The organism is Endozoicomonas sp. GU-1, from assembly GCF_027366395.1.
Taxonomy (GTDB): Bacteria; Pseudomonadota; Gammaproteobacteria; order Pseudomonadales; family Endozoicomonadaceae; genus Endozoicomonas.
Genome location: NZ_CP114771.1, coordinates 811510 through 833648 on the forward strand (window position 1 = coordinate 811510; position 22139 = coordinate 833648).

The following is a 22139-nucleotide window of genomic DNA, read 5'->3' on the forward strand; positions in this document are numbered from 1 at the left end:
AAGTTCATTTTGCTGGAATGTGAACATGGTTCAGGAATCATAATGAAAGGGAAGAGGTTATTACCTTTTTTTTCTCTTCCTTTTTCTTTTTGGTTTGCGTGTGTGCTGTTGTAAATGTTCTTCAGCCTTTAAGTAAGAGTGACCTGAGCATTGCCATCCTCTTTATTGGCAGTAACGTTGGCCTCTTCTGTCCACCCGATGTTAAATGATAAAGTGCCATGACCTTGTGCCGGGGTGTCTACCCTGGTCTTTATTTGATCAATACATCTATTTATTAAACCTTTGTTCCAAAACTTGTTCACCGGGATTTCAATGACCTCAAATCCTGATTTTCTCAGCAGTGCGATTTTAAGAAGAGTTGAACCATTACGGGTTTTGAAATCACCACTCACGTAATGAGAGGGTCCCTGAATTTCAATAATAATGTTGTGATCTGGCAGTAGCAGATCAACCGGAGGTAATGAATGCAGACTCTTTTCTTCTGCAATTTTCAAGGAGGGAATGTGAGATTGGAGTTGATGCCGGAGGATGGTCTGATATTTTGAAGTGGTTGTCTGGTAATGGGGAAGGACCGGACATGGTTTGCCAAGCCAACATGCGGCCATGGCAAGGATGGATTGATCGTCTGCATTGACCGGGGATGTATTTTTCAGGCGAGTAAACAGGTCATCCATGTGCTTTTCAAGCAGATGATTTCTATTGGTATTGGAGTCCAGAGACAACCTGGCACAGCATACCATGACTCCCCAGAGAGACATCAATATGACGTGGTGAGAGAACTGATGGTGGTAACTGATTTGGTGGACAAGGGATTCGAACGTAGAGATAGCCATGTCCAGATCAACGAACTCACCGAGTTTCGCCATGGCCCACAGCAGGCTGGCAATTTCCTGTAGATTAAGGTGAGTTTTCTGTGCGTTCACGTGGGACAGCAGCGCGACTACGGCTTCGTTGAGTTCTGGTGTCCGCTCCTGCCCGTTGTCCACCAGTTTCGCCAGGGCCCACAACAGGTTGGCAATGCCATGGGCATTAAATTGGTCTTTCTGTGCGGTCACATGGGTCAATAGCACAGTCACGGTCTCTTTGAGTCCTGGTGTATGCTCTTGCCCGTTGTCCACCAGTTTCGCCATGGCCAACAGCAGGTTGGCGAGACCCTGAGGAATAAACTGGTCTTCCTTTACGTTCGCGTGGGGCAACAGCGCGGCCATGGCTTCTATGAGACCCTTTACCTGCTCTTGCCCGTTGTCCACCAGTTTCGCCAAAGCCCAGAGCAGGTTGGCGATTTCCTGTGGCTTAAAGCTGGCTTTTTGTGCGTTCACTTGCGGTAATAGCGCGGCCACAGCTTCTTGAATCTCTGGTGTCCACTCCCCGTTATCCACCAGTTTCGCCATGGACCACAGCATGTTAGCGATATGCTGAGGAATAAATTGGTCTTCCTTTACGTTCGCGTGGGGCAACAGCACGGCAATGGCCTCTTTGAGCTCTCGTGTCTGCGCATGCCCGTTGTCTACCAATTTCGCCATGGCCCACAGCAGGTTGGCGATACCCTGAGGTTTAAAATTAGCTTGCTGCAAAACCACATGTGGAAGCAGTAGAGCCACGGCCTCTTTGAGCCCTGGTGCCCTCTCCTGCATGTTGTCCACCAGTTTCGCCAGGGCCCATAGCAGGTTGGCAATTTCATGTGGTTTAAAGTGATCTTTCTGTGCCTTCACGCAGGACAGCAGCGCGGCAATGGCCTTTTTGAGCTCTCGTGTCTGCTCATGCCCGTTGTTCACCAGTTTTGCCATGGCCCACAACAGACTGACGATTTCCTGTGGTGTAAAGTTAGCTTTTTGTACGATCACGTGGGGTAACAGCGCGGTCACGGCCTCTTTAAGGCTTGATGTCTGCTCCTGTCCATTGTCCACCAGTTTCGCCATGGCCCACAACAGATTGGCGATGCCCTGGGCTGTAAATTGGTCTTTCTGTGCTTTCACATGTGGCAACAACATGACCACTGCCGCGTTGAGCCCCGGTGTCTGCCTCTGCCCTTTGTCCGAAGTTTTGCCATGGCCCACAACAGGTTGGAGATATGCTGAGGAATAAATTGGTCTTTCTGGGCGCTCACGCAGGGCAACAGCTCGGCCACGGAATCATTGAACTCTGGTGTCTGCTCCGACCCATTGATCATCAGTTTCGTCATGGCCCACAGCAGATTAACGATATTCTGGAGAATAAATTGGTCTTTCTGTGCGTTTACATGGGGCAACAGTGCGGCCAAGACCTCGTTGAACTCTGGTGTCTGCTCCTGCCCGTTGTCCACCAGTTTCGCCATGGCCCAAAAGAGGTTAGAGACACCCTGGGCATCAATATCCCTGGCTTGAGGTTTTTGGTTGCACTGGAATATTATTGCATCAAACAACGTTGACAATAAGGTAGCTTGAGTGAGCTTAACACTCTGATCCATGGGTTTATGAGTGACAAAAACACCCGCTGAAGTCAATGAATGAAATGTGGTCGTCAGGCTTCGCCAATTCCAACCCCGTGATGCGGTAAAATTCTGCAGCTGAGGTATCAGCTGGCTTTGTTCAGCTCGATTTAGCGGTCTTTTAGCAGCTGACGTGTATTTTTTAATTGAACTGGCATATTGACCGTGATATCTCCCATCATAGCGATGACCAAAACGATCCGATTTTCTCAACAGATCAGTCATTATTTCCTGTTTGATGAGGTTATTAAAATCTTGCGCGGGGTTTACTGAACGGCTCCGTAGATGCTGAGGAAGGCATGCGCCAGAAGAATGGTAAAATTCATGACGCCCCGGGGTAGAGCGGGGGGGATTATCCCACTGTCTGACGGTACTCTGTTTATATTGCACACGCCTTGAACAAGCAGCCCGGTTATCCGATTGGATGGCATTATTATCGGGTCTTGCGTATCTACGACTGATACCAGCAGGGCTTCTATCCATAATTATATTTCATTAATTCATGAGAATATAAAACGCAGACTGTGGCTCTGTTCAGAAATTCATTTTAATGAAATGTGACAACGGCTCTTGAGTCATGATGTAAGAAAGGAGATTACTATTTTTTTCTTTTTCTACTTTTTGGTTTACCTGTTTTATTTTCTGAATGTTCTTCGACGGTTAAGTAAGAGTTATCTTGCCATCCTTTATTGGCAGCAACACAGGCATCATCTGTCCACACTCTTTTAAGTGATGCAGAACCATGCCCCTCCTGTGGCGGAATGTTTATCCTGGACTTTATTTGATCAATACATTGTTTTATTGAATCCTGACTCTTAAGCAGGTTAACCGGGATTTCAATGACCTCAAATCCTGCTTTTTGTAGCAATGCGGTTTTAAGCAGAGTCGAACCATTCCTGGTTTTGAAATCACCGCTCACGTAATGATAGGGTCCCTGAACTTCAATTACCATATTGTGATCTGGCAGTAGCAGGTCAACCGGAGGCAATGAGTTCACACGCATTTCTTCTTCAATCTGCAAAGATGGAATGTGTGATTGGAGTTGACCCCGCAAGGCGGTTTGAGGTTTTGAACGGATGGTCTGGTAAAGTGGGACGACCGGACACGCTCTCCCAAGCCAACTGGCGGCCATGGCAATGATGGATTGATCTTCTTCATTGTCAGGGGATGTATTTTCCAGACGAGCGAACATGTCATTTATGTGCTTTTCAAGCATGTTTTTTCTATTGACAGTGGAGGCCAGAGATAACCTGGCACAGCATACCATGACTCCCCACAGAGTCATCAATATCGCCTTCTGAGGGAGCTGCGGGTTGTCACTGATTCGATGGACAAGAGATTCGAACGTAGAGGTAACCACGTTCAGCTCAATGAACTCACCCATTTTTGCTATGGCCCATAGCAGGTTGGCAATACCCTGCGGTTTAAAGTTGGCTTTTTCTACGTCCACCCGGGGCAACAGGGTGGCCAGGGTCTCTTTGAGCCCTGGTGTTCGCTCCTGGCCGTTGTCCGCCAGTTTCGCGATAGCCCAAAGCAGGTTGGCGATTTCCTTTGGTTTAAAGTTATCTTTCTGTGTGTTCACCTGGTTCAACAGAGCGGCCACAGCCTCGTTGAGCCCCGGTGTCTGCTTCTGCCCGTTGTCCACCAGTTTTGCCATGGCCCACAGCATGTTGGTGATATGCTGAGGAATAAACTGGTCTTTCTTTGCGTTCATATGTGGCAACAGTATGGCTATGGTTTCATTGAGCCCTGATGTCTGCTCTTGCCCATAGTCCACCAGTTTCGCCATGGCCCAGAGCAGGTTGGCGAACTCCTGTGGTTTAAAGTTATCTTTCTGTAAGTGCACGTGGGGCAATAGCGCGGCTACAGCTTCGTTGAGCTCTGGTGTCCACTCCTGACCGTTGTCAACCAGTTTTGCCATGGCCCACAGCAGGTTGGCGATATGCTGAGGAATAAATTGGTCTTTCTGTAAGTTCACGTGGGGCAACAGTGCTCTCACGGCCTCATTGAGCCCTGGTGTCCGCTCCTGGCCATTGTCCACCAGTTTCGCCATGGCCCACAGCAAGTTGACGATTTCCTGTGGTGTAAAGTTCGCTTTCTTTGCATTTATAGGGGGCAATAGCGCGGCCACGGACTTTTTGAGCCCTGACGTTTGTTCCAGTCCGTTGTCCACCAGTTTCGCCAGGGCCCACAGCATGTTGGCAATATCCTGTGGTTTAAAATTCGCTTTCTGTGTGTTTATCTGGGGCAAAAGTGCGGCTATGGCCTTGTTGAGCTCTGGTGTTCGCTCTTGCCCCTTGCCCGCCAGTTTCGCCATGGCCCACAGCAGATTGGCGATATGCTGAGGAATAAATTGCCCTTTCTGTGCGTACACGTGGGGTAACAGCGCGGCCATGGTCTGTTTGAACTCTGGTGTCTGCTTCTGCCCATAGTCCACCAGTTTACCCATGGCCCACAGCAGATTGGCGATAGCCTGATGAATACATTGGTCTTCCTGCACGTTCACGTGGGGTAACAGCGCGGCCACGGTCTCATTAAGCTCTGGTATCTGATCCAGCCCATTGTCCACCAGTTTCGCCATGGCCCAAAGCAGGTTGGTGATACCCCGTGGTTTAAAGTTGGATTTCTGTGCGTTCACTTGGGACAACAGCGCGGCCACAGCCTCTTTAAGCTCTGGTGTCCGCTCCAGCCCATTGTCCACCAGTTTCGCTATGGCCCACAGCAAGTTGGTAATTTGCTGAGGAATAAATTGTCGTTTCTGTAGGTTAACGTGGGGCAACAGGGCGGCCACAGCCTCGTTGAGCTCTGGTGTCCGCTCATGCCCATTGTCCACCAGCTTCGCCATGGCCCACAGCAAGTTGGTAACATGCTGAGCAATAAATTGGTGTTTCTTTGCGTTAACGTGGGGCAGCAGGGCGGCCACGGCCTCTCTGAGACCCGGTGTATGTTCCTGCCCTTTGTCCACCAGTTTCGCTATGGCCCACAGCAGGTTGGCGATTTCCTGTGGGTTAAAGCCAGCTTTCTGTGAGTTCACCTGGGGCAACAGCGCAGCCACGGCCTCTTTGAACTCTGGTGTCCGCTGCTGTCCGTGGTCCACCAGTTTCGCCATGGCCCACATCATGTTGGCGATACCCTGGACCTTAAATTGATTTCTCTGTGTGTTCACGTGGGGCAACAGTGCGGCTACGGCCTCTTTGAGCTCTGGTATCTGCTCCTGCCCGTTATCAACCAGTTTCGCCATGACCCAAAGCAGGTTGGCGATTCCCCGTGGATCAATATCCCTATCCCAGGCTCCGGGTTTTTGGTTGCACTTGAATATTGTTGCATCAAGTAGTGATGACAATAGATCAGCTTGAGTAAGCCTGAGACGCTCATCCATGGGTTTATGGGAGGTAAAAACACCTGCTGAAGTCAATGAATGAAATGTTGTCGTCAGGCTTCGCCAACTCCAACGCCGTGATGCGGTAAAATTTTTCAGCAGACATATCAGCTGGCTTTGTTCAGTTCGATTTAACGGTCTTTTAACCGCTGACGTGTACTGTTTAATTGAATTGGCATATCGGCTGTGATTTCTTCCATCATAGCGAAGGCCAAAACGATCAGATTTATTCAATAGATCATCCATCATTTCCTGTTTGATAAGGGCATTAAAATCTTGAGCCGGGTTTACTGAACGGTTCCGTAGATATTTAGAAGGACGTGTGGCAGAAGAGTGGTAAAACACATTACGTCCCGGTGTAGAGCGGGGGGGATCATCCCGATGTCGGACTGTGGCGCTTCTGTATCGCCCATCCCTTGAAGAAGCTGCGTGGTCGTCCGGTCGTTTGTAATTATTACCTGATCTTGCGTATTTATCACTTATACCAGCAGAGCTTCTATGCATAATTATAATTCATTAATTTATTAAGATATAAAGCAGACTGCTGTTCTGCTCAGAAGTTCATTTTGTTGAAATGTTTATAAACGTAAGTGGTTGGAGAAATAGATCTATTCAAATGCTTACAACCCCTGGATCATCTGCAGATACGGTTGAAAACCTGGAAGTTCTTCACTTCTGGAATTTTAAAACGGTTCTTGAGTGATGATAGAGGGGGGAGATTACTGGTTGTTTTTTTTACTTTCTGGTTCGCCTCTTTGCTCTTCTGAATCTTTTTCGGCAGTTAAGTAACAGTAATCTGAGGGTTGCCATCCTTCATCGGTAGCAACGTATACGTCATCTGTCCACCCTCGTTTAAGTGATACAGCACCATCTCAGTGTAGCGGGGTGTCTATTTTGGACTTTATTTGATCAATACGTCGTTTTATTAAACTTTTGTCCAAAAGCTCGTTAACCGGGATTTCAATAACCTCAAGTCCTGCTTTTTGCAACAACGCAATTTTCAGCAGAGTCGAACCATTCCTGGTTTTGAAATCACCGCTTACGTAATGAGCCGGTCCCTGAATTTCAATCACCATGTTGTGATCTGGCAGTAACAGATCAACCGGGGGTAATGAGTTCAGACACTTTTCTTCTTCAATCTTCAAAGAGGGAATGGATGATTGGAGTTTATCCCGGAACTCGGCTTGAGGTCTTGACCTGGTTGTCTGGTAATGGAGGACGATCGGGCAAGGTTTCCCAAGCCACTTGGCGGCCATGGAAATGATGGTTTGATCCTCTTCATTATCCGGTGATGTATTGTCCAGACGAGAAAACAGGACATCCATGTGCTTTTCAAGCACATTTTTTTATTGACAGTGGCGACCAGAAATAACCTGGCACAGGACACCATTACTCCCCAGAGAGACATCAATATCCCTTGCTGAGAGAGCATCGGGTTGTCACTGATTCGCTGAACAAGAGATTCAAACGTAGAAGTAAACACGTTCAGCTCAATAAGCTCACCCAGTTTCGCCATGGCCCACAGCAGGTTGGCAATATGGATGGGAATAAATTGATCTTTCTGTGCGTTTACACAGGGAATCAGCGTGGCCACGGCCTCTGTGAACCCTGATGTCGGCTCCTGTCCGTTGTCCTCCAGTTTCGCCATGGCCCACAGCAGGTTGGCAATACCCAGCGGGTGAAGGTTAGCCTTTTGTGCGATCACGCAGGTCAACAGCGCGTCCACGGCTTCGTTGAACTCTGGAGTCTGCTCCTGCCTGTTGTCCAGGAGTTTGGCCATGGCCCACAGCAGGTTGGCGATATGCTGAGGAATAAATTGGTCTTTCTGTGCGTTCACATGGGGCAACAGCACGGCCACGGCCTCGTTGAGTTCTGGTGTCCGCTCCAGCCCGTTGTCCACCAGTTTCGCCATGGCCCACAGCAGGTTGGCGATATGCTGAGGAATAAATTGGTCTTTCTGTGCGTTCACATGGGGCAACAGCACGGCCACGGCCTCGTTGAGTTCTGGTGTGTGTTCCTGCCCGTTGTTTACCAGTTTCGCCATGGCCCACAACAGGTTGGCTATACCCTGGGCATTAAATTGATCTTTCTGTTCGTTCACGTGTGGCAACAGCGCAGCCAGGGCCTCGTTGAACACTGGTGTCCGCTGCAGCCCGTTGTCCACCAGTTTCGCCATGGCCCACAGCAGGTTGGTAATCCCCTGTGTATTAAAGTTAGCTTTCTGAGTGTGTGGCAACAGCCTGGCCAAGACCACGTTGAGCCCCAGTGTCTGTTCCAGGCCGTTATCCACCAATTTTGCCAAGGCCCACAGCAGGTTGCTGATACCCTGGGTATTAAGTTGGTCTTTCTGAGCGTTTACGCAGGGCAAAAGTGCGGCCACAGTCTTTTTGAGTTCTGGTGTCTGCTCCTGGCCGTTGTCTACGAGTTTCGCCATGGCCCACAGCAGGTTGCTGATACCATGGGCATTGAATTGGTCTTTCTGTGCGTTCACGCGGGGCAACAGCGCGGCTATGGTTTCTCTGAGCCCTGGTGTCTGTGCCAGCCCGTAGTCCACCAGTTTCACCATGGCCCAGAGCAGGCAGGCGACCTGGTTAGGAATAAATTGGTCTTTCTGTGTGTTCACGTAAGGCAACAGCACGGCCACAGCTTCGTTGAGCTCCGGTTTCCGCTCCAGCCCGTTGTCCACCAGTTTTGCCATGGCCCACAGCAGGTTGGCGATATGCTGAGGAATAAATTGGTCTTTCTGTTCCTTCACCTGAGGCAACAGCATGGCCACGGCCTCTTTCAGCCCTGGTACCCACTCCAGCCCGTTGTCCCCGAGTTTCGCCATGGCCCACAACAGGATGGCGATTTCCTGTGGTTTAAATTGAGCTTTTTGTGCTTTCACATGGGGCAACAGCGCAGCCGCGGCCTCTTTGAGCCGTGGTGTTCGTCCCTGTCCATTGTCCACCAATTTTGCCATGGCCCACAGCAGGTTGGCGATTTCCTGGGCATCAATATCCCCGGATTCAGGTTTCAGATTGCAGTTAAATTTTATTGCATCAAATAGCGTTGACAATATGTTGGCTTGAGTAAGTTTAATACGCTCATCCATGGGTTTATGAAGGGTAAAAACACCCGCTGAAGTGAATGAATGAAGCGTTGTCGTCAGGCTTCGCCAATTCCAACTCCGGGTTGCGGTAAAATTTTGCAGCGAACGTATCAGCTGGCTTTGTTCCGCTCGATTTAACGGTCTTTTAGCAGCTAACGTGTATTTTTTAATTGAACTGGCATATTGACCGTGATTTCTCCCATCATAGCGGTGACCGAAACGATTCGATTTACTCAACAGACCAGCCATTCTTTCCTGTTTGATGAGGTCATTGAAATCTTGAACAGGGTCTACTGAACGGCACTGCAGGTGTTGAGAAGGGCATACGGCAGAAGAACGGTAATATTTATGACGCCACGGGTTAGTGCGCGGGGTACTATCCCTCTGGCTGACCGTGGCATGTCTATACCGACCACGCCTTAAAGAAGCGGCATGGCCATCTGGTTGTCTGTAATCATTATCTGGTCTTGTGTATCTACCACTGATGCCAGCAGAGCTTCTGTCCATAATTATATTTCATTAATTCATGAGAATATAAAAGGCAGACTGCTGTTCTGTTCATAAGTTCATTTTAGTGAAATGTCTATAATTCCTGAATCCGTTAATGATCAACAGGAATCTGCCGATAAGCCAGTGGACAACAACAGTGTGATGTGACAATCTGATGATTGTTACATTTTGTTGATCTTGATGTTGATACTGCTTTTCTACGCAAGGACTTGCGTTCAACCTAGAAAAAAACCAGAGTTTTCCATGCAAAAAAGGACTTTATACATTGGTAACCTGGCGTATACCGCCGTTGAAGAGGATCTTGAACAGGCCTTTGAATCATTTGGTGTTATTGAAGATATCAAACTGATGAGGGATCGGGAGACTGGGCGCTCAAGGGGCTTTGCATTCATCACCTTTGAAAAAGAAACGGAAGCTGAAGCCGCCAGAACTATGGATGGCAAAGAAGTAGCCGGGCGGCCATTAAGAGTGAATGACGCTCGACAGAAGGAATCTGGTCAGCGAGATTCAGCCAAAAGACAACCAAGGTCTTTTAATAATAACTTTAACCGCTAAAGGTTTAATCTGAAAGTGCTTTAAGCTTTCCGGAAACTGTGCTCACTTTTTTACGCAATACGCTATACCAGTTGCGGCACACCCCACGGCAGCCCCCCAGATACAAACCGCAGCAGCAGAAGGAGGAAAGATTGCGCGATAAGGATAAGGAGCGGCGGCAGCTCGAGCCTGGTCAACCATAGCCACCGTACAAGCCCCGGCGGCTGTGGCATAACGTAGGGGAACACCAGCAACAGCCCCAAGAGTCCCGATAGTAGCAGTGGGAAAAAACGTGGCAACCGCCGCAGCAGTGGCAACAACCAGGGACGGTGTAAAAAAACCATCACGAATTACGCTAAGGGCAGTACCGAGACCGGAGATGCTGAAAAAATACAGAGCAGTTTTGCCAAAGATAGGGATAGCTTTTATCAAAATATTCACTGCCCGGTCATACAACGGGATACGTTTTATCCGTTTTACTTCGTCATCAGTTAATTGTTTTGTACATAACAAACAGTTCTTTTGGCCAGAACTTTCCATCCATTCCTGCATGCATGATCTACCAAAGGCATGCCCGCATGTTAGTTTGAAGGGTCTGCATTTTTCAGAATCATAACATATTAAACATGCAACATCGTCAACAGCATCCATATGAAAGCCTCACAGTTTCATCCTCAAATGCTGACATCTTTATCTGGTATTGGTTCCCTATGGGTACCGGAAGGCTGACAGAGAACCTATGGAGGAGTAGCACTCTGTTTCCGAGATTCAAAAGCAGCACTGATTAACTCTCGCGTATAGGCTTCTACAGGCTGGTTAAAAATCTGTCGGGTAGTTCCCTGTTCGACAATCTTTCCCCCCTGCATCACGACAATTCGATGACTCATGGCTTTCACCACCGCCAGGTCGTGGCTGATAAAAATGTAACTCAGGTGGTATTTTTTCTGCAGGTTGCGCAGTAAATCGATGATCTGGGATTGAACGGTTCTGTCCAGCGCAGACGTTGGCTCGTCCAGCACCATCAGTCTGGGTTTCAGCACCAGAGCCCTGGCAATGGCGATGCGCTGGCGCTGGCCACCGGAAAACTCATGGGGGTAACGGTGACGACTCTCCGGGTCAAGGCCCACATCCTCCAATGCCGCGATGATCTGTTCTTCACGATTGGCTTCAGTGGCCAGTTTATGAATATCAAGGCCTTCACCAACAATATCAGCAACCGTCATGCGTGGGCTGAGACTGCCAAAGGGATCCTGAAACACGATTTGCATTTCCCGTCGCAGTGGCCGGAACTGGTCCTGGTTCATCGTGTCGATACGGGTATCTTCAAACTTTATCAGGCCCTCTGATGTCTGCAGTTTCAACAGTGCCATGCCCAGGGTTGTTTTACCGGAACCGGACTCACCAACAATGCCCAGGGTTTCGCCCTGGTGAATGGTGAGCGATAAATCAGTGACCGCCTTCACATGGCCTACGGTTTTTTTGAAAAACCCTTTTTTGATCGGGAACCAGACTTTGATCTTTTCGCCAGTGACCAGAGGCGCGGGGTGTTCGTTCAGTGGTTCAGGTTCCCCGTCAGGTTCGGCATTGAGCAGGTCGGTGGTGTAGGGGTGTTGAGGTGCCTTGAACACAGATTCTGTATCGCCCTGCTCAACAATCTCACCGTTTTTCATCACGCAGATTCGATCCGAAACATGGCGTATCAGGTTAAGGTCATGACTGATAAACAGAATGGCCATACCCAGTTTCTGCTGAAGGTCCGCCAGCAGACTGAGAATCTGTCGTTGCACGGTTACATCCAGGGCAGTGGTTGGCTCATCGGCAATCAGCAGTGTGGGTTCACAGGCGAGGGCCATGGCAATCATGGCCCGTTGTCGCTGTCCACCGGACAGCTCATGGGGATAAGCCTTTAAACGGTTCCTGGCATCACGGATACCCACCAGTTCCAGCAGTTCCAGTGTCTTTGCCGTTGCTTCTGAGTTTTGCAGGCCGAGGTGTATTGCCAGTACTTCGCCTATCTGCTTTTCAATGCTATGCAGTGGATTGAGCGCGGTCATCGGTTCCTGAAAGATCATACTGATCTTATGGCCACGAATTTTGCGCATTTGTGATTTGGACAAATCCAGCAGGGCCTCATCGGCAAACGCTATTTCGCCAGAGCAATGGGCGTTTTCGGCAAGCAGCTGCAGAATGCTCAGGGCAGTGATGGACTTGCCGGATCCGGACTCTCCAACCAGGCCAACGGTTTCTCCGGCATTGACAGAGAACGACACACCTCTAACAGCTTCAACACGGTGCTCACCCTGTTGAAAAGCAATCCGGAGATTGTTAATGGCCAATAATGGCTTATCCATAAATGTTCGGTTCTCTTTAATAGTATTTTCTCGGGTCCAACGCATCCCGGCACGCTTCACCAATAAACACCAGTAACGTCAGCATAATGGACATAACCAGGAATGCGGTAATTCCGAGCCAGGGTGCCTGAAGGTTGTTTTTGCCCTGGGCAATCAACTCACCAAGGGAAGGGGAGCCAGCCGGCAGGCCGAAACCCAGGAAATCAAGGGAGGTCAGGGTGGTAATGGCTCCGGTCAGAATAAATGGCATAAACGTAACGGTAGCAATCATGGCATTGGGTAAAATATGGCGGAACATCAGACGCCCATTGGTCATCCCCAGCGCCTTGGCGGCCCGAACATACTCCAGGTTTCTGCCCCGGAGAAACTCGGCACGCACCACATCCACCAGTGCCATCCACTGGAATAACAGCATAATACCCAGCAGCCACCAGAAACCCGGCTCGACAAAACTGGCAAGGATGATTAACAGGTAGAGATTGGGCATGCCCGACCAGATTTCAATAAAACGCTGTCCGAACAAATCGATTTTGCCACCGTAAAAGCCCTGCAGAGCGCCAACCGCAACACCGATGACGGTACTGAAAAAGGTCAGTGCCAAACCAAAAAGTACCGAAATGCGGAAGCCGTAAATCACCCGTGCCAGCACATCACGCCCCTGGTCATCGGTGCCCAGCCAGTTGTCAAGGGAAGGGTGGGCGGGCGCAATACGGGCATAATTAATGGTGTCGTAACTGTAGCGAATGGGCGGCCAGAGCATCCATCCTTTGGGCTCGATCAGTTCTTTGGCAAATTCCTGTCGGTAGTCCATTTCCAGTTCAAACTCTCCGCCAAAGGTGGTTTCCGGATAGGTGACCAGGGTCGGGAAATAGGGGCTGCCATCGTACCAGAGCAGCAGCGGCTTATCGTTAGCCACCACCTCTGCCAGCAGGGTTATGACGAAGAGAATGCTGAAAATCCAGAGCGAAATATAGCCCCGGCGATTCTGCTTGAAATTCTGCCAGCGACGCTGGTTGAGCGGATTAAGTTTGAACCTTGTCATTCCACGTCAGTCCCTGGCTTCGAAATCGATACGGGGGTCCACGACGACATAGGTGAGATCGCCGAGGAGTTTGATCAGCATACCCAGCAGGGTAAAGATATAAAGAGAGCCAAACACCACGGGATAATCCCGGTTGATGGCCGCTTCATAGCCAAGCAGTCCGAGCCCATCCAGAGAAAAAATGATTTCAATCAGCAAGGAGCTGGTAAACAGGATGCCAATTAATGCCGCAGGGAAGCCGGAAATCACCAGCAACATAGCATTACGGAAGATATGGCCGTACAGGACTTTACGGTCATCCAGTCCTTTAGCCCTTGCGGTTTGCACATACTGTTTATGGATTTCATCCAGGAATGAATTCTTGGTCAGCATGGTCAGTGTGGCAAAACCACTGATGACCATACAGATAATGGGCAGTATCATGTGCCAGATATAGTCCTGTATCTGACCCATAAAACTTAATTCGTCGAAGTTGTCCGATACCAGCCCTCGCAGTGGGAAAACGTTCCAGTAACTGCCTCCGGCAAACAGCACGATTAACAGAATGGCCAGAAGAAAGCTCGGAATCGCATACCCCGTGGTGATCACAGCGCTTGACCAGATATCGAACCGACTGCCGTGTTTTAATGCCTTGCGAATACCCAGCGGAATGGAGATCAGGTAGATGATCAGGGTGCTCCACAGGCCCAGTGAAATCGAGACCGGCAGTTTCTCCATAATCAGATCAACCACTTTGGCATCGCGGAAAAACGAGTCGCCAAAATCAAAGGTCAGGTAGTTTTTGATCATCTGCACAAACCGCTCGTGGGCTGGCTTATCAAAGCCGTACAGTTGCTCGATATCCTTGATCAGTTCCGGGTCAAGACCTCTGCGACCACGATATTCACCGCTTTCATCCAGACTCATCTGTTGGACTTCGGCATTACCGGAGCCTCCGATTCGGCTGATGGCGTTGACTTCAAAACCCTCAAGTTTGGCAATCATCTGTTCCACCGGGCCGCCGGGGGCGGCCTGAATGATAACAAAGTTCACCAGCATGATTCCGAACAGGGTCGGGATCATCAGGGCAAGTCGGCGCAAAATATAGCTGCTCATGGAGGGTTCCTGTTAACGGTTTTTTCTGCGGCGATAAATCCAGACAGGAATAAGGCCCAGCAATATCAGTGCTGAGTATAACCATGAACGGTCGTTTTCAGCGTTACCGGAGGGTTCGCTGGCATCGCCATTGTTTCGGGATGAATGCGTTGTTGCATCCGGTTGACTGTCGATCCACCAGGTATAAATGTTGGTACTGTACAAAGGTTCTGATTCTGGCCTGATTAATCGGCTGGAATGGGCGATTCGGTCATAAGGGTAGTACCACTGGGGAATCAGGTACTCACCCCACAACAGCACCCGGTCCAGCGCTTTTACTGCGGTGGTAAGCTCCTCTCTGCTGGTGGCATCAATCACATGGTCAATCATGGCATCCACTACCGGATCTTTGATTCCCATGTAGTTACGGCTGCCTTTGGTGTCTGCCGCTTTACTGCCCCAGAACCCCGTCTGCTCATTACCCGGAGAGGCCGATTGGCCATAGCCGGCAACGATCATGTCATAGTCAAAGTCACGAATACGGTTGATGTATTGGGAGATATCAACGGTTCGGATCTTCAGTTCAATCCCCATTTGTTCCAGATTTTTCTTGAAAGGCAGCGCCACCCGCTCAAGAGAGGGTTGTCCGAGCAGTAACTCAATCTCCAGGGGTTGGCCATTGTTATTGACCAGCTTGTTGTTCTCAAGGGTCCATCCGGCTTTTTTCAATAACCTCAGTGCTTTTTTCAGTTGCGGCCGGATATTGCCGGAACCATTGGTCACCGGAACGCTATAGGGTTTGCTAAAGAGTTCTGCCGGTAACTGCTTGCGCCAGGGCTCAAGGAGTTTCAGTTCATCGCCCTCAGGAATACCGGTGGCCTCCATGCCTGAATTGCCAAAATAGCTCGTCGAACGAATGTAGCTGTCATGGAAAAGGTTACGATTCAGCCATTGGAAATCCATGGCATAGCCCATGGCTTTTCGGACCAGGGGATCCTGCAGGAAGTCCCGTCGCAGGTTGAAGGCAAAGCCCTGGATAGGCGCAGGGTTGCGGGTAGGGATGGTGGCCAGAATCAGTTCGCCGTTGTGAACCGGGGGGACGTCGTAGGCAGTGGCCCAGTTTTTGGCAATATTTTCATAGCGCAGGTCATATTCGCCCGCTTTCAGTGCCTGCAGGGCAACATGTTCGTCCCGGTAGTAGTCGTAACTGACCTCATCAAAATTATATCGGCCCCTGTTAACGGGTAAGTCTTTGGCCCAGTAATCCTTGACCCGTTGATAGGCAATGCTCCGGCCGCCATCAACACTCTTAACCTGATAGGGGCCACTGCCAAGGGGGATTTGCAGTGAGGCAGAGGAAAAATCATTTTCATCCAGTTCCCAGTGATGCTTAGGGAGCACGGGCAGCTCTGACAGAATAAAAGGCAGTTCAGGGTTATTGCTATGTTTGAAGGTGAATTTGACCCGACGATCAGCAAGAACGGTGACGGTGTCCACATCGGAATAGTAACTGCGGTAGAAAGGGTGTCCCTGACGGGTCAGCAGTTCAAAGGTGTATTTTACATCGTCAGCAGTGATGGGCTGACCATCATGAAAACGGGCGTCGGGGTTCAGGTTAAAGGTAATGCTGCTGTTATCAGGGGCTTTTTCTGCGGACTCGGCGATGAGTGGATAGAGGGAGAAAGGCTCATCACGGCTCTGGGTCATCAATGTGTCATAAATAAGCGCGATACCGCTAACCGGGGTTCCTTTGTTGGTATAGGGATTGAGGCTGTCAAAGGTACCACTGGCAGCCATACGAATACTGCCGCCTTTGGGGGCCTCCGGATTGACATAATCAAAGTGCGTAAAGGGCTTGCTGCCATATTTCGCTTCACCGTGCAGCACCAGTGACGTTTTAGCGATGACCTCGTGCTCTGACCCGGTGGTATTTCCAGAGGCAGTGGCTGATGACCCGCTGGAATAAGAGAGAGTCACCCCAAGGGTCAGCGCGGCAAGTGTAAGATAACCAGAATTCATGACCATCATAAGTAACCGTAAGTGTTGAAAAATCTCTGCGTAGTCTTGTATATAAGTAATCGTTCTAATATAGATTGAACCATGGATGGTTGTTAAGTACCAGTCAGGCAGGACTTATATCAATATTCCCGCCACCAGGTACTTAAGCCATTGTCAAAAGGCGGGGCAAGCTCAGGGTGTTGCAGTCCCGGCCAGTAAACCATCGGCCAATAGGGGAGGTACCATTGAGGAATGACCGCATAGTGCCAGAGTACGATCCGATCAATGGCCCGGGTGTAAAGAGTCAGCTCTTCACGGGTTGTTGCCAGGATGGCGTTATCAATCATACGGTCCAGCGAGTCGAGTTTAATGCCGGAAAGGTTTTGTCCCGCGTCACTGTCTGCGCTGGCGCTGCCCCAGAAGTTTTTCAACTCGGTACCGGGGGTAATGCCAGGGTAAAAGCCGTGAATGATCATATCAAAATCAAACGTGCGGAGACGATTGATGTACCGCGAGGGATCTACGGTATTGATGCTGGCGGCAATACCCAGTTCACTGAGATTACGGACGAATGGAATCACAAAGCGTTCATGTTCAGGGTCAGTTAACAGAATTTCAAACTTCAGTGGTTGACCATGGGGGTCAACAAGAGTTTTGTTGTTGTAGCGATAACCGGCTTCTTTCAGCCATTGGAAGGCCAGTGTCTTGTTGTTTCGCCAGTTGCCAGAACCGTCTGTCTGAACCGGCTCCCAGCGGGCGGTAAACAGCTTATCAGGAAGCTCATCCTGCCAGGGAGCCAGTAACGCCTTCTCTTTTTCAGAAGGAGGCCCATCAGCGGCAAGGTCTGAATTAGAGAAAAGACTGTAGGCCTGATAATACATCCCAAAAAACAGGTGTTGATTCATCCAGTTGAAATCCAGGGCCTGGGAAATGGCTTTTCTGACTTTTCGGTTGGCAAAAACCGGCTTTCTCAGATTGAATACAAACGCTCGCATGCCCAGACTTTTGTTATCTATTTTTTCCTGAATGAATTTTGCTTTGCCTGTCTGCGTTGGTTTATACGCCTGTGACCAGCTTCGGGGATTGGCATCAATGCGGAGGTCGTACTCTCCTTTTTTAAAGGCCTCAAGAGCAATGCCGTCATCCCGGTAGTAGTCGGTTCTGATAAGATCAAAATTATGTCGACCTTTGTTGACGGCCAGGTCAGCTGCCCAATAATCCGTAACACGTTCATAGGTAACAAAGCGTCCGGGACTGAACTCTTTTACCCGGTAAGGTCCACTGGACAGTGGGGGCTTCAGTGTCGCCTTGAAGAGATCACGCTCAGGGTTCTGCCAGTAGTGCGCTGGCAGCACCCTGAGTTGTGAGAGTCGAAGAATCAGACTTTTGGCTGGTGGCTCGGAAAAACTGAAACGAACAGACGTGGGAGATAGTGCCTCGACATTATCAATGATTCCATAGAGGTGCCTGTAATGAGGTGGGCCTCGTTTCTTCAGTGATTGGAAGGTATAGACAACATCTTCTGAGGTGATGGCGTGTCCATCATGAAATCGCGCATGGGGATTCAGATGGTATATGACCCATCGAAAATCCTCCGGATACTCAATTTGCCGGGCGATCAGGCCATAGACTGAATAGGGTTCATCACCGCCCTTGACCATCAACGGGTCATAAAGAAAGTAGCTGCCATCCGCCCAGATGCCTTTTGGGGCAAACGTATTAAACGTATCAAAACTGCCGACAACGCCTTTTCTCAGGGTACCGCCTTTGGGGGCATCGGGGTTGGCATAGCCAAAGTGGGTAAAATTCTCAGGATATTGCAGCGAGTTATGAAAGCTCAGGCCATGGGCTATCGTTGAATTTTTATCTGCAGGGTTTGCCAAAGCATGCACAGAGTAGATAAGACTGATAAAGAGAAATCCATTTTTCAAAAAGTCAGTCATTCAGCGGGTTCCTTGCAATTAGCCACACTTATTGGTTTTTCTGGTACCACCAGGTACTCAAATCCAGTGCATAGGGCGCAGGATTTTTCGGGTACTTCAGTTGCTGTTTGTGGACTATCAGCCAGTGGGGCTGGTACCACAGGGGCAGTACATAGTGGTTCCAGAGAATGATTCTATCCATGGATTTGACCAGCGTTAGCAGTTCCTCCCGGGAGTTGGCCCGGGGTATTTTCTCCGTCAGGCTATCAATGGACTTCAGCTTGATACCGGCAATATTTCTGGAGCCGTGCTGGTCAACGGTCGCTGAACCCCATAAGCTGGCCTGCTCTGTGCCGGGTGAGGGCGTGTGGGGAAAGGTGTACAGAACCATATCAAAGTCCTGGTTTCTGAGCCTTTCAACATATTGGGCAGCGTCTACGGTTCTTATAGTCAGTCTGATCCCCATGCTTTCCAGTGTCTTTTGTACTGGAATAAAGATTCGTTCCTCTTCCGAAGAGGATAACAGGATTTCAAGCTCCAGCGGTTTGCCGTTCTGGTTCACCAGCTGGTTGTTGTTGATGGTCCAGCCGCTTTGCTTTAACAGCGATAGCGCTTTTCTTCTGCGATCCCGGCGGGTCATCCCGGGCTCATTTCCCGGTGGAATCCATGCCTGATCCAGTGCTCGTTCAGGAATTTCATGTTTCCATACTGAGAGCAGCTCTTTTTCCTGTTCTGAGGGTTTTCCCGAAGCCCCCAGTTCTGTTCCGGCAAAAACGCTGTCAGCCCTGTGGTACATACCATGGAATAGGTGTCGATTGATCCAGTCAAATTCGACGGCATATCCCAGCGCTTCTCTGACCCCCGGCTCTGATAGAAATGCTCTTCTGGCGTTGTAGGTGATGGTTAATGTCTGCGGGTTACGATTCCTTAAAGATGTGCGAATCAATTGATTTTTTTTCAGTGCTTCATCCCGTATCTGGTCATGCCAGTCGCGAGGGTCGCTGATGGTTTTGAGATCGTATTCTCCTTTCTGCAAGGCTTCTAAAAGGACATGGCTGTTTCGATAATATTCGTATTGAATGCGATCAAAATTGTGTCTTCCCCGGTTAACAGGGAGATCTTTCCCCCAGTAGTTTTTAACCCTAGCAAAGGTTATTGAGCGGCCGGGCTCTATTTTAATGGGTTTATAGGGGCCACTGCTGACAGGAATCTCCATGCCGGGAGAAGAGAAATCACGGTTTGCCCAATAGTGTTTCGATAGAATTGGCATTTGCCCCAGAATCAATGGCAGTTCCCGGTTATTGCTGTGCCTGAACACAAAAAGCGCTCTATGGCTGCTGGTGGCTTCTACCTTCTCGACATCCTGATAGAACTGTTTATAAAACGTTGACCCTTTTTCTCGGAGCAGGTCAAAGCTGAACTTAACATCATAAGCGGTGACGGGTTGGCCATTATGGAATCTGGCCGCAGGGTTTATGGCAAATGCTACCCAGGTATTATCAGGGGCAAGTTCAATGCGCTCGGCAATCAGTCCATATTTGGTCAGGGGCTCATCCCAGGATCTGGCCAGTAGCGTGTCATACATCATATAACTGCCAGCCGCAGCTGTGCCACGATCTATGTAGGGGACAAGGCTGTCAAAATGACCAATAACGCCCTGTTTCAGCTCACCACCTTTTGGTGCATCGGGATTAACATAGTGAAAGTGCCGGAATCCCTCAGCATACCCGGGCTCACCATAAAGGCTAATGGCGTGCCTTAACCTGCTGTTCTGGTCGGCTGCAGATAGCGTTGGACTGATACTCAAGACGCAGATGATCAGCAGTGTTGTTAATCTGAAGACGGTAAACCCCATAGCCGTAATCCTGATGTCTGTTGTTAAGTAGCTGGCCATATGGAATCATATATTTCTGGCTACTTGGGCAGGTGCTATGCGAGGCACAACGGAGGGAGCATAGCCGTAGCTATGTGACCGGAGTTGTAACGAAGCAGAGTGCCTGAACAAGGAGTCAGAAATATATGATTTCATATGGTTAGCTACTTAAAGACTTATCTTATTTTTGGGAGAGATGATCAAAGCTCAGGACCTTACAGCAGAAAGCTATCAGGATAGCATCTGCCGGAAAGGTGGGGAGTCAGAAGTTGCGGGTTACGTTGACAAATAATGTGACCTGTTGGCCGGGGTGAATGAATTTGCCACTCATATCGCTGTTCCAATCTCTGATCTGGGCGACATTCACATTAAACTTTGAGGCAATTTTGGCCAGTGAGTCACCGGAACGGACTTTGTAGTGTACCTTTCTCACAACCGCATTTTGTGAATCCTGTTTCTTCCAGACCACCAGCTTCTGATTAATTCTCAGCGTATCTTTGGGAGACATATTGTTCCAACGGGCCAGCTCGTTAACACCAACCTGGTACTTTTGGGCAATCGTCCAGAAGCTGTCGCCAGACTTTACCAGATACTCAACTTTGTAGCGGCCATTCACCGAACGGTCTTGCTTTGCTGCAAGGCGCTGGCTGGCACTGAGTGTGTAACTTTCTGCTGTTTTCGCCGCTACCGGGATCATCAGGTCCTGACCAATACGGATAATGGTTCCGCTGAGTTTATTGGCCTCGGTAATGACATTGACACTGGTCCGGTATTTCATGGCAATGGTGCTCAGGGTATCACCGGCACTGACTGTGTAGCGATCCCATTTTACCCGTTTCTCCGGCGGCAGGTTTGCCAGCTGAGTCCGGAAATGTTCAGCATGAGTGACTGGAACTACCAGGTGGTGAGGCCCCTCCGGTGGCGTTGACCAGCGGTTCAGCCCGGGGTTGAGTCGGTAGAGTTCTTCCAGTTCGACCCCTGACAGTTTGGCTGCCTTGGCCATATCCAGCTGACCACTGGTATCTACCTTGGCGAAGTAGGGCTTATTGGGGATTTTGTTCAACTGGACGCCATGTTTGGATGGGTTTCGAACCACTTTGCCAAGAGCGATCAGTTTCGGCACATAGGCCGTGGTTTCTCTGGGAAGATCAAGTGCCCAGAAACGGGTAGATTTACCGAGCTTTTTGTTTTTCCGAACAGCCCGCTGTACCCGGCCGGGGCCGGAGTTAAACGCTGCCAGTGCCAGCTCCCAGTCGCCAAACCTGTTGTACAGGGTTTGCATATAGTCCAGTGCTGCACGGGTAGAATGTACCACATCCCGGCGACCGTCATACCACCAGTTCTGATGGAGGCCGTAGTGTTTACCCGTTGCCGGCATAAACTGCCAGAGCCCTGAAGCACCGGCATGAGAGTAGGCGAAAGGGTCGAAGCTGCTCTCTACAATGGGCATCAGTGCCAGTTCCAGTGGAACATTTCTCGCTTCCGCTTCTTTGACAATAAAATAGAGATAGGGCTCTGAACGTTTGGAAATCTGGCTGAAATAAGACTTGTGACGTTTATACCAGTTCAGTTCCGCCTGAATTCGCGGGTTATTCTGGTCAAGATCCATTGCCAGACCTGACTGAATGCGAACCCACAGGTCGTCGATGACCACCGGTTCTTTTTTTTCAGGTGTTATCTTCTCCGATGTTTTTACCGCCACTTTTTCCACAGAAGGCTTTTCAACAATAGGCCTGGTTTCTTTCTTGACCGTGGATGCCGAAGATGAGGGCGAGTTACTCACCAGCTGACAACCCGTCAGAAACAGCGAAAGGGCCAGCGTTGGCAGAATCCGTCGGGGTGGGCCAAAAGTAAACTGCTGGCCTGTTAAGTAGGGGGCTTTGGTCATATATAGGGTT

The 22139-nt window shown here is 49.6% G+C and carries 14 protein-coding genes; 1 reads left to right on the plus strand and 13 read right to left on the minus strand.

The annotated features are described in order from the left end of the window. Positions 1-128 precede the first annotated feature (128 nt). From O3276_RS03065 to O3276_RS03085, 5 genes are all read right to left on the minus strand, one after another. Positions 129-2057, minus strand: a complete 1929-nt coding sequence (locus O3276_RS03065; RefSeq protein WP_269674322.1) for an RAP domain-containing protein — start codon at positions 2055-2057, stop codon at positions 129-131. After that, positions 1973-2950 carry a hypothetical protein gene (locus tag O3276_RS03070; RefSeq protein ID WP_269674323.1) on the minus strand — a complete coding sequence of 326 codons (978 nt, stop codon included), beginning with the start codon at positions 2948-2950 and terminating at the stop codon, positions 1973-1975. The genes O3276_RS03065 and O3276_RS03070 overlap by 85 nt, the downstream gene beginning before the upstream one ends. A 115-nt stretch (positions 2951-3065) precedes the next feature. Beyond that, entirely contained in the window at positions 3066-6350 is a 3285-nt protein-coding gene (locus tag O3276_RS03075; RefSeq protein ID WP_269674324.1) for an RAP domain-containing protein, read from the minus strand. 368 nt (positions 6351-6718) lie between these two features. Further along, positions 6719-6991: an RAP domain-containing protein gene (locus O3276_RS03080; RefSeq protein WP_269674325.1), complete on the minus strand. Its 273-nt coding sequence runs from the start codon at positions 6989-6991 to the stop codon at positions 6719-6721. Beyond that, entirely contained in the window at positions 6988-9444 is a 2457-nt protein-coding gene (locus tag O3276_RS03085) for a DUF1601 domain-containing protein (protein ID WP_269674326.1), read from the minus strand. Before O3276_RS03085 ends, O3276_RS03080 begins: the two co-directional genes overlap by 4 nt. A 246-nt stretch (positions 9445-9690) precedes the next feature. Here O3276_RS03085 and O3276_RS03090 point away from each other — a divergent pair, with 246 nt between their 5' ends. Continuing rightward, positions 9691-10002: an RNA recognition motif domain-containing protein gene (locus O3276_RS03090; protein WP_269674327.1), complete on the plus strand. Its 312-nt coding sequence runs from the start codon at positions 9691-9693 to the stop codon at positions 10000-10002. Between the two features lie 42 nt (positions 10003-10044). Here the strand turns inward: O3276_RS03090 and O3276_RS03095 are convergent, their stop codons facing one another. The 8 genes from O3276_RS03095 to O3276_RS03130 all read right to left on the minus strand — a co-directional run bounded on the left by O3276_RS03095 (position 10045) and on the right by O3276_RS03130 (position 22129). Further along, a complete protein-coding gene (locus O3276_RS03095) occupies positions 10045-10632 on the minus strand; it encodes an RING finger domain-containing protein (protein WP_269674328.1) in 588 nt (195 codons plus the stop codon). A gap of 86 nt (positions 10633-10718) precedes the next feature. Beyond that, on the minus strand, positions 10719-12332 hold the full coding sequence (locus O3276_RS03100; RefSeq protein ID WP_269674329.1) for an ABC transporter ATP-binding protein: 1614 nt from the start codon (positions 12330-12332) through the stop codon (positions 10719-10721). Positions 12333-12348: 16 nt separating this feature from the next. Continuing rightward, positions 12349-13374, minus strand: coding sequence for an ABC transporter permease (locus O3276_RS03105; RefSeq protein ID WP_269674330.1), 1026 nt, complete (start codon positions 13372-13374; stop codon positions 12349-12351). A 6-nt stretch (positions 13375-13380) separates the two neighbouring features. Further along, a complete protein-coding gene (locus O3276_RS03110) occupies positions 13381-14469 on the minus strand; it encodes a microcin C ABC transporter permease YejB (RefSeq protein WP_269674331.1) in 1089 nt (362 codons plus the stop codon). Positions 14470-14481: 12 nt separating this feature from the next. Beyond that, positions 14482-16467 carry an extracellular solute-binding protein gene (locus O3276_RS03115; RefSeq protein ID WP_269674332.1) on the minus strand — a complete coding sequence of 662 codons (1986 nt, stop codon included), beginning with the start codon at positions 16465-16467 and terminating at the stop codon, positions 14482-14484. Between the two features lie 119 nt (positions 16468-16586). Then, entirely contained in the window at positions 16587-18389 is a 1803-nt protein-coding gene (locus tag O3276_RS03120; RefSeq protein WP_269674333.1) for an extracellular solute-binding protein, read from the minus strand. Between the two features lie 28 nt (positions 18390-18417). Further along, positions 18418-20262: an extracellular solute-binding protein gene (locus O3276_RS03125; protein WP_269674334.1), complete on the minus strand. Its 1845-nt coding sequence runs from the start codon at positions 20260-20262 to the stop codon at positions 18418-18420. Positions 20263-20503: 241 nt separating this feature from the next. Continuing rightward, positions 20504-22129 (minus strand): lytic transglycosylase, encoded by a 1626-nt coding sequence (locus tag O3276_RS03130; RefSeq protein WP_269674335.1) that lies wholly within the window; start codon positions 22127-22129, stop codon positions 20504-20506. Positions 22130-22139 lie beyond the last annotated feature (10 nt).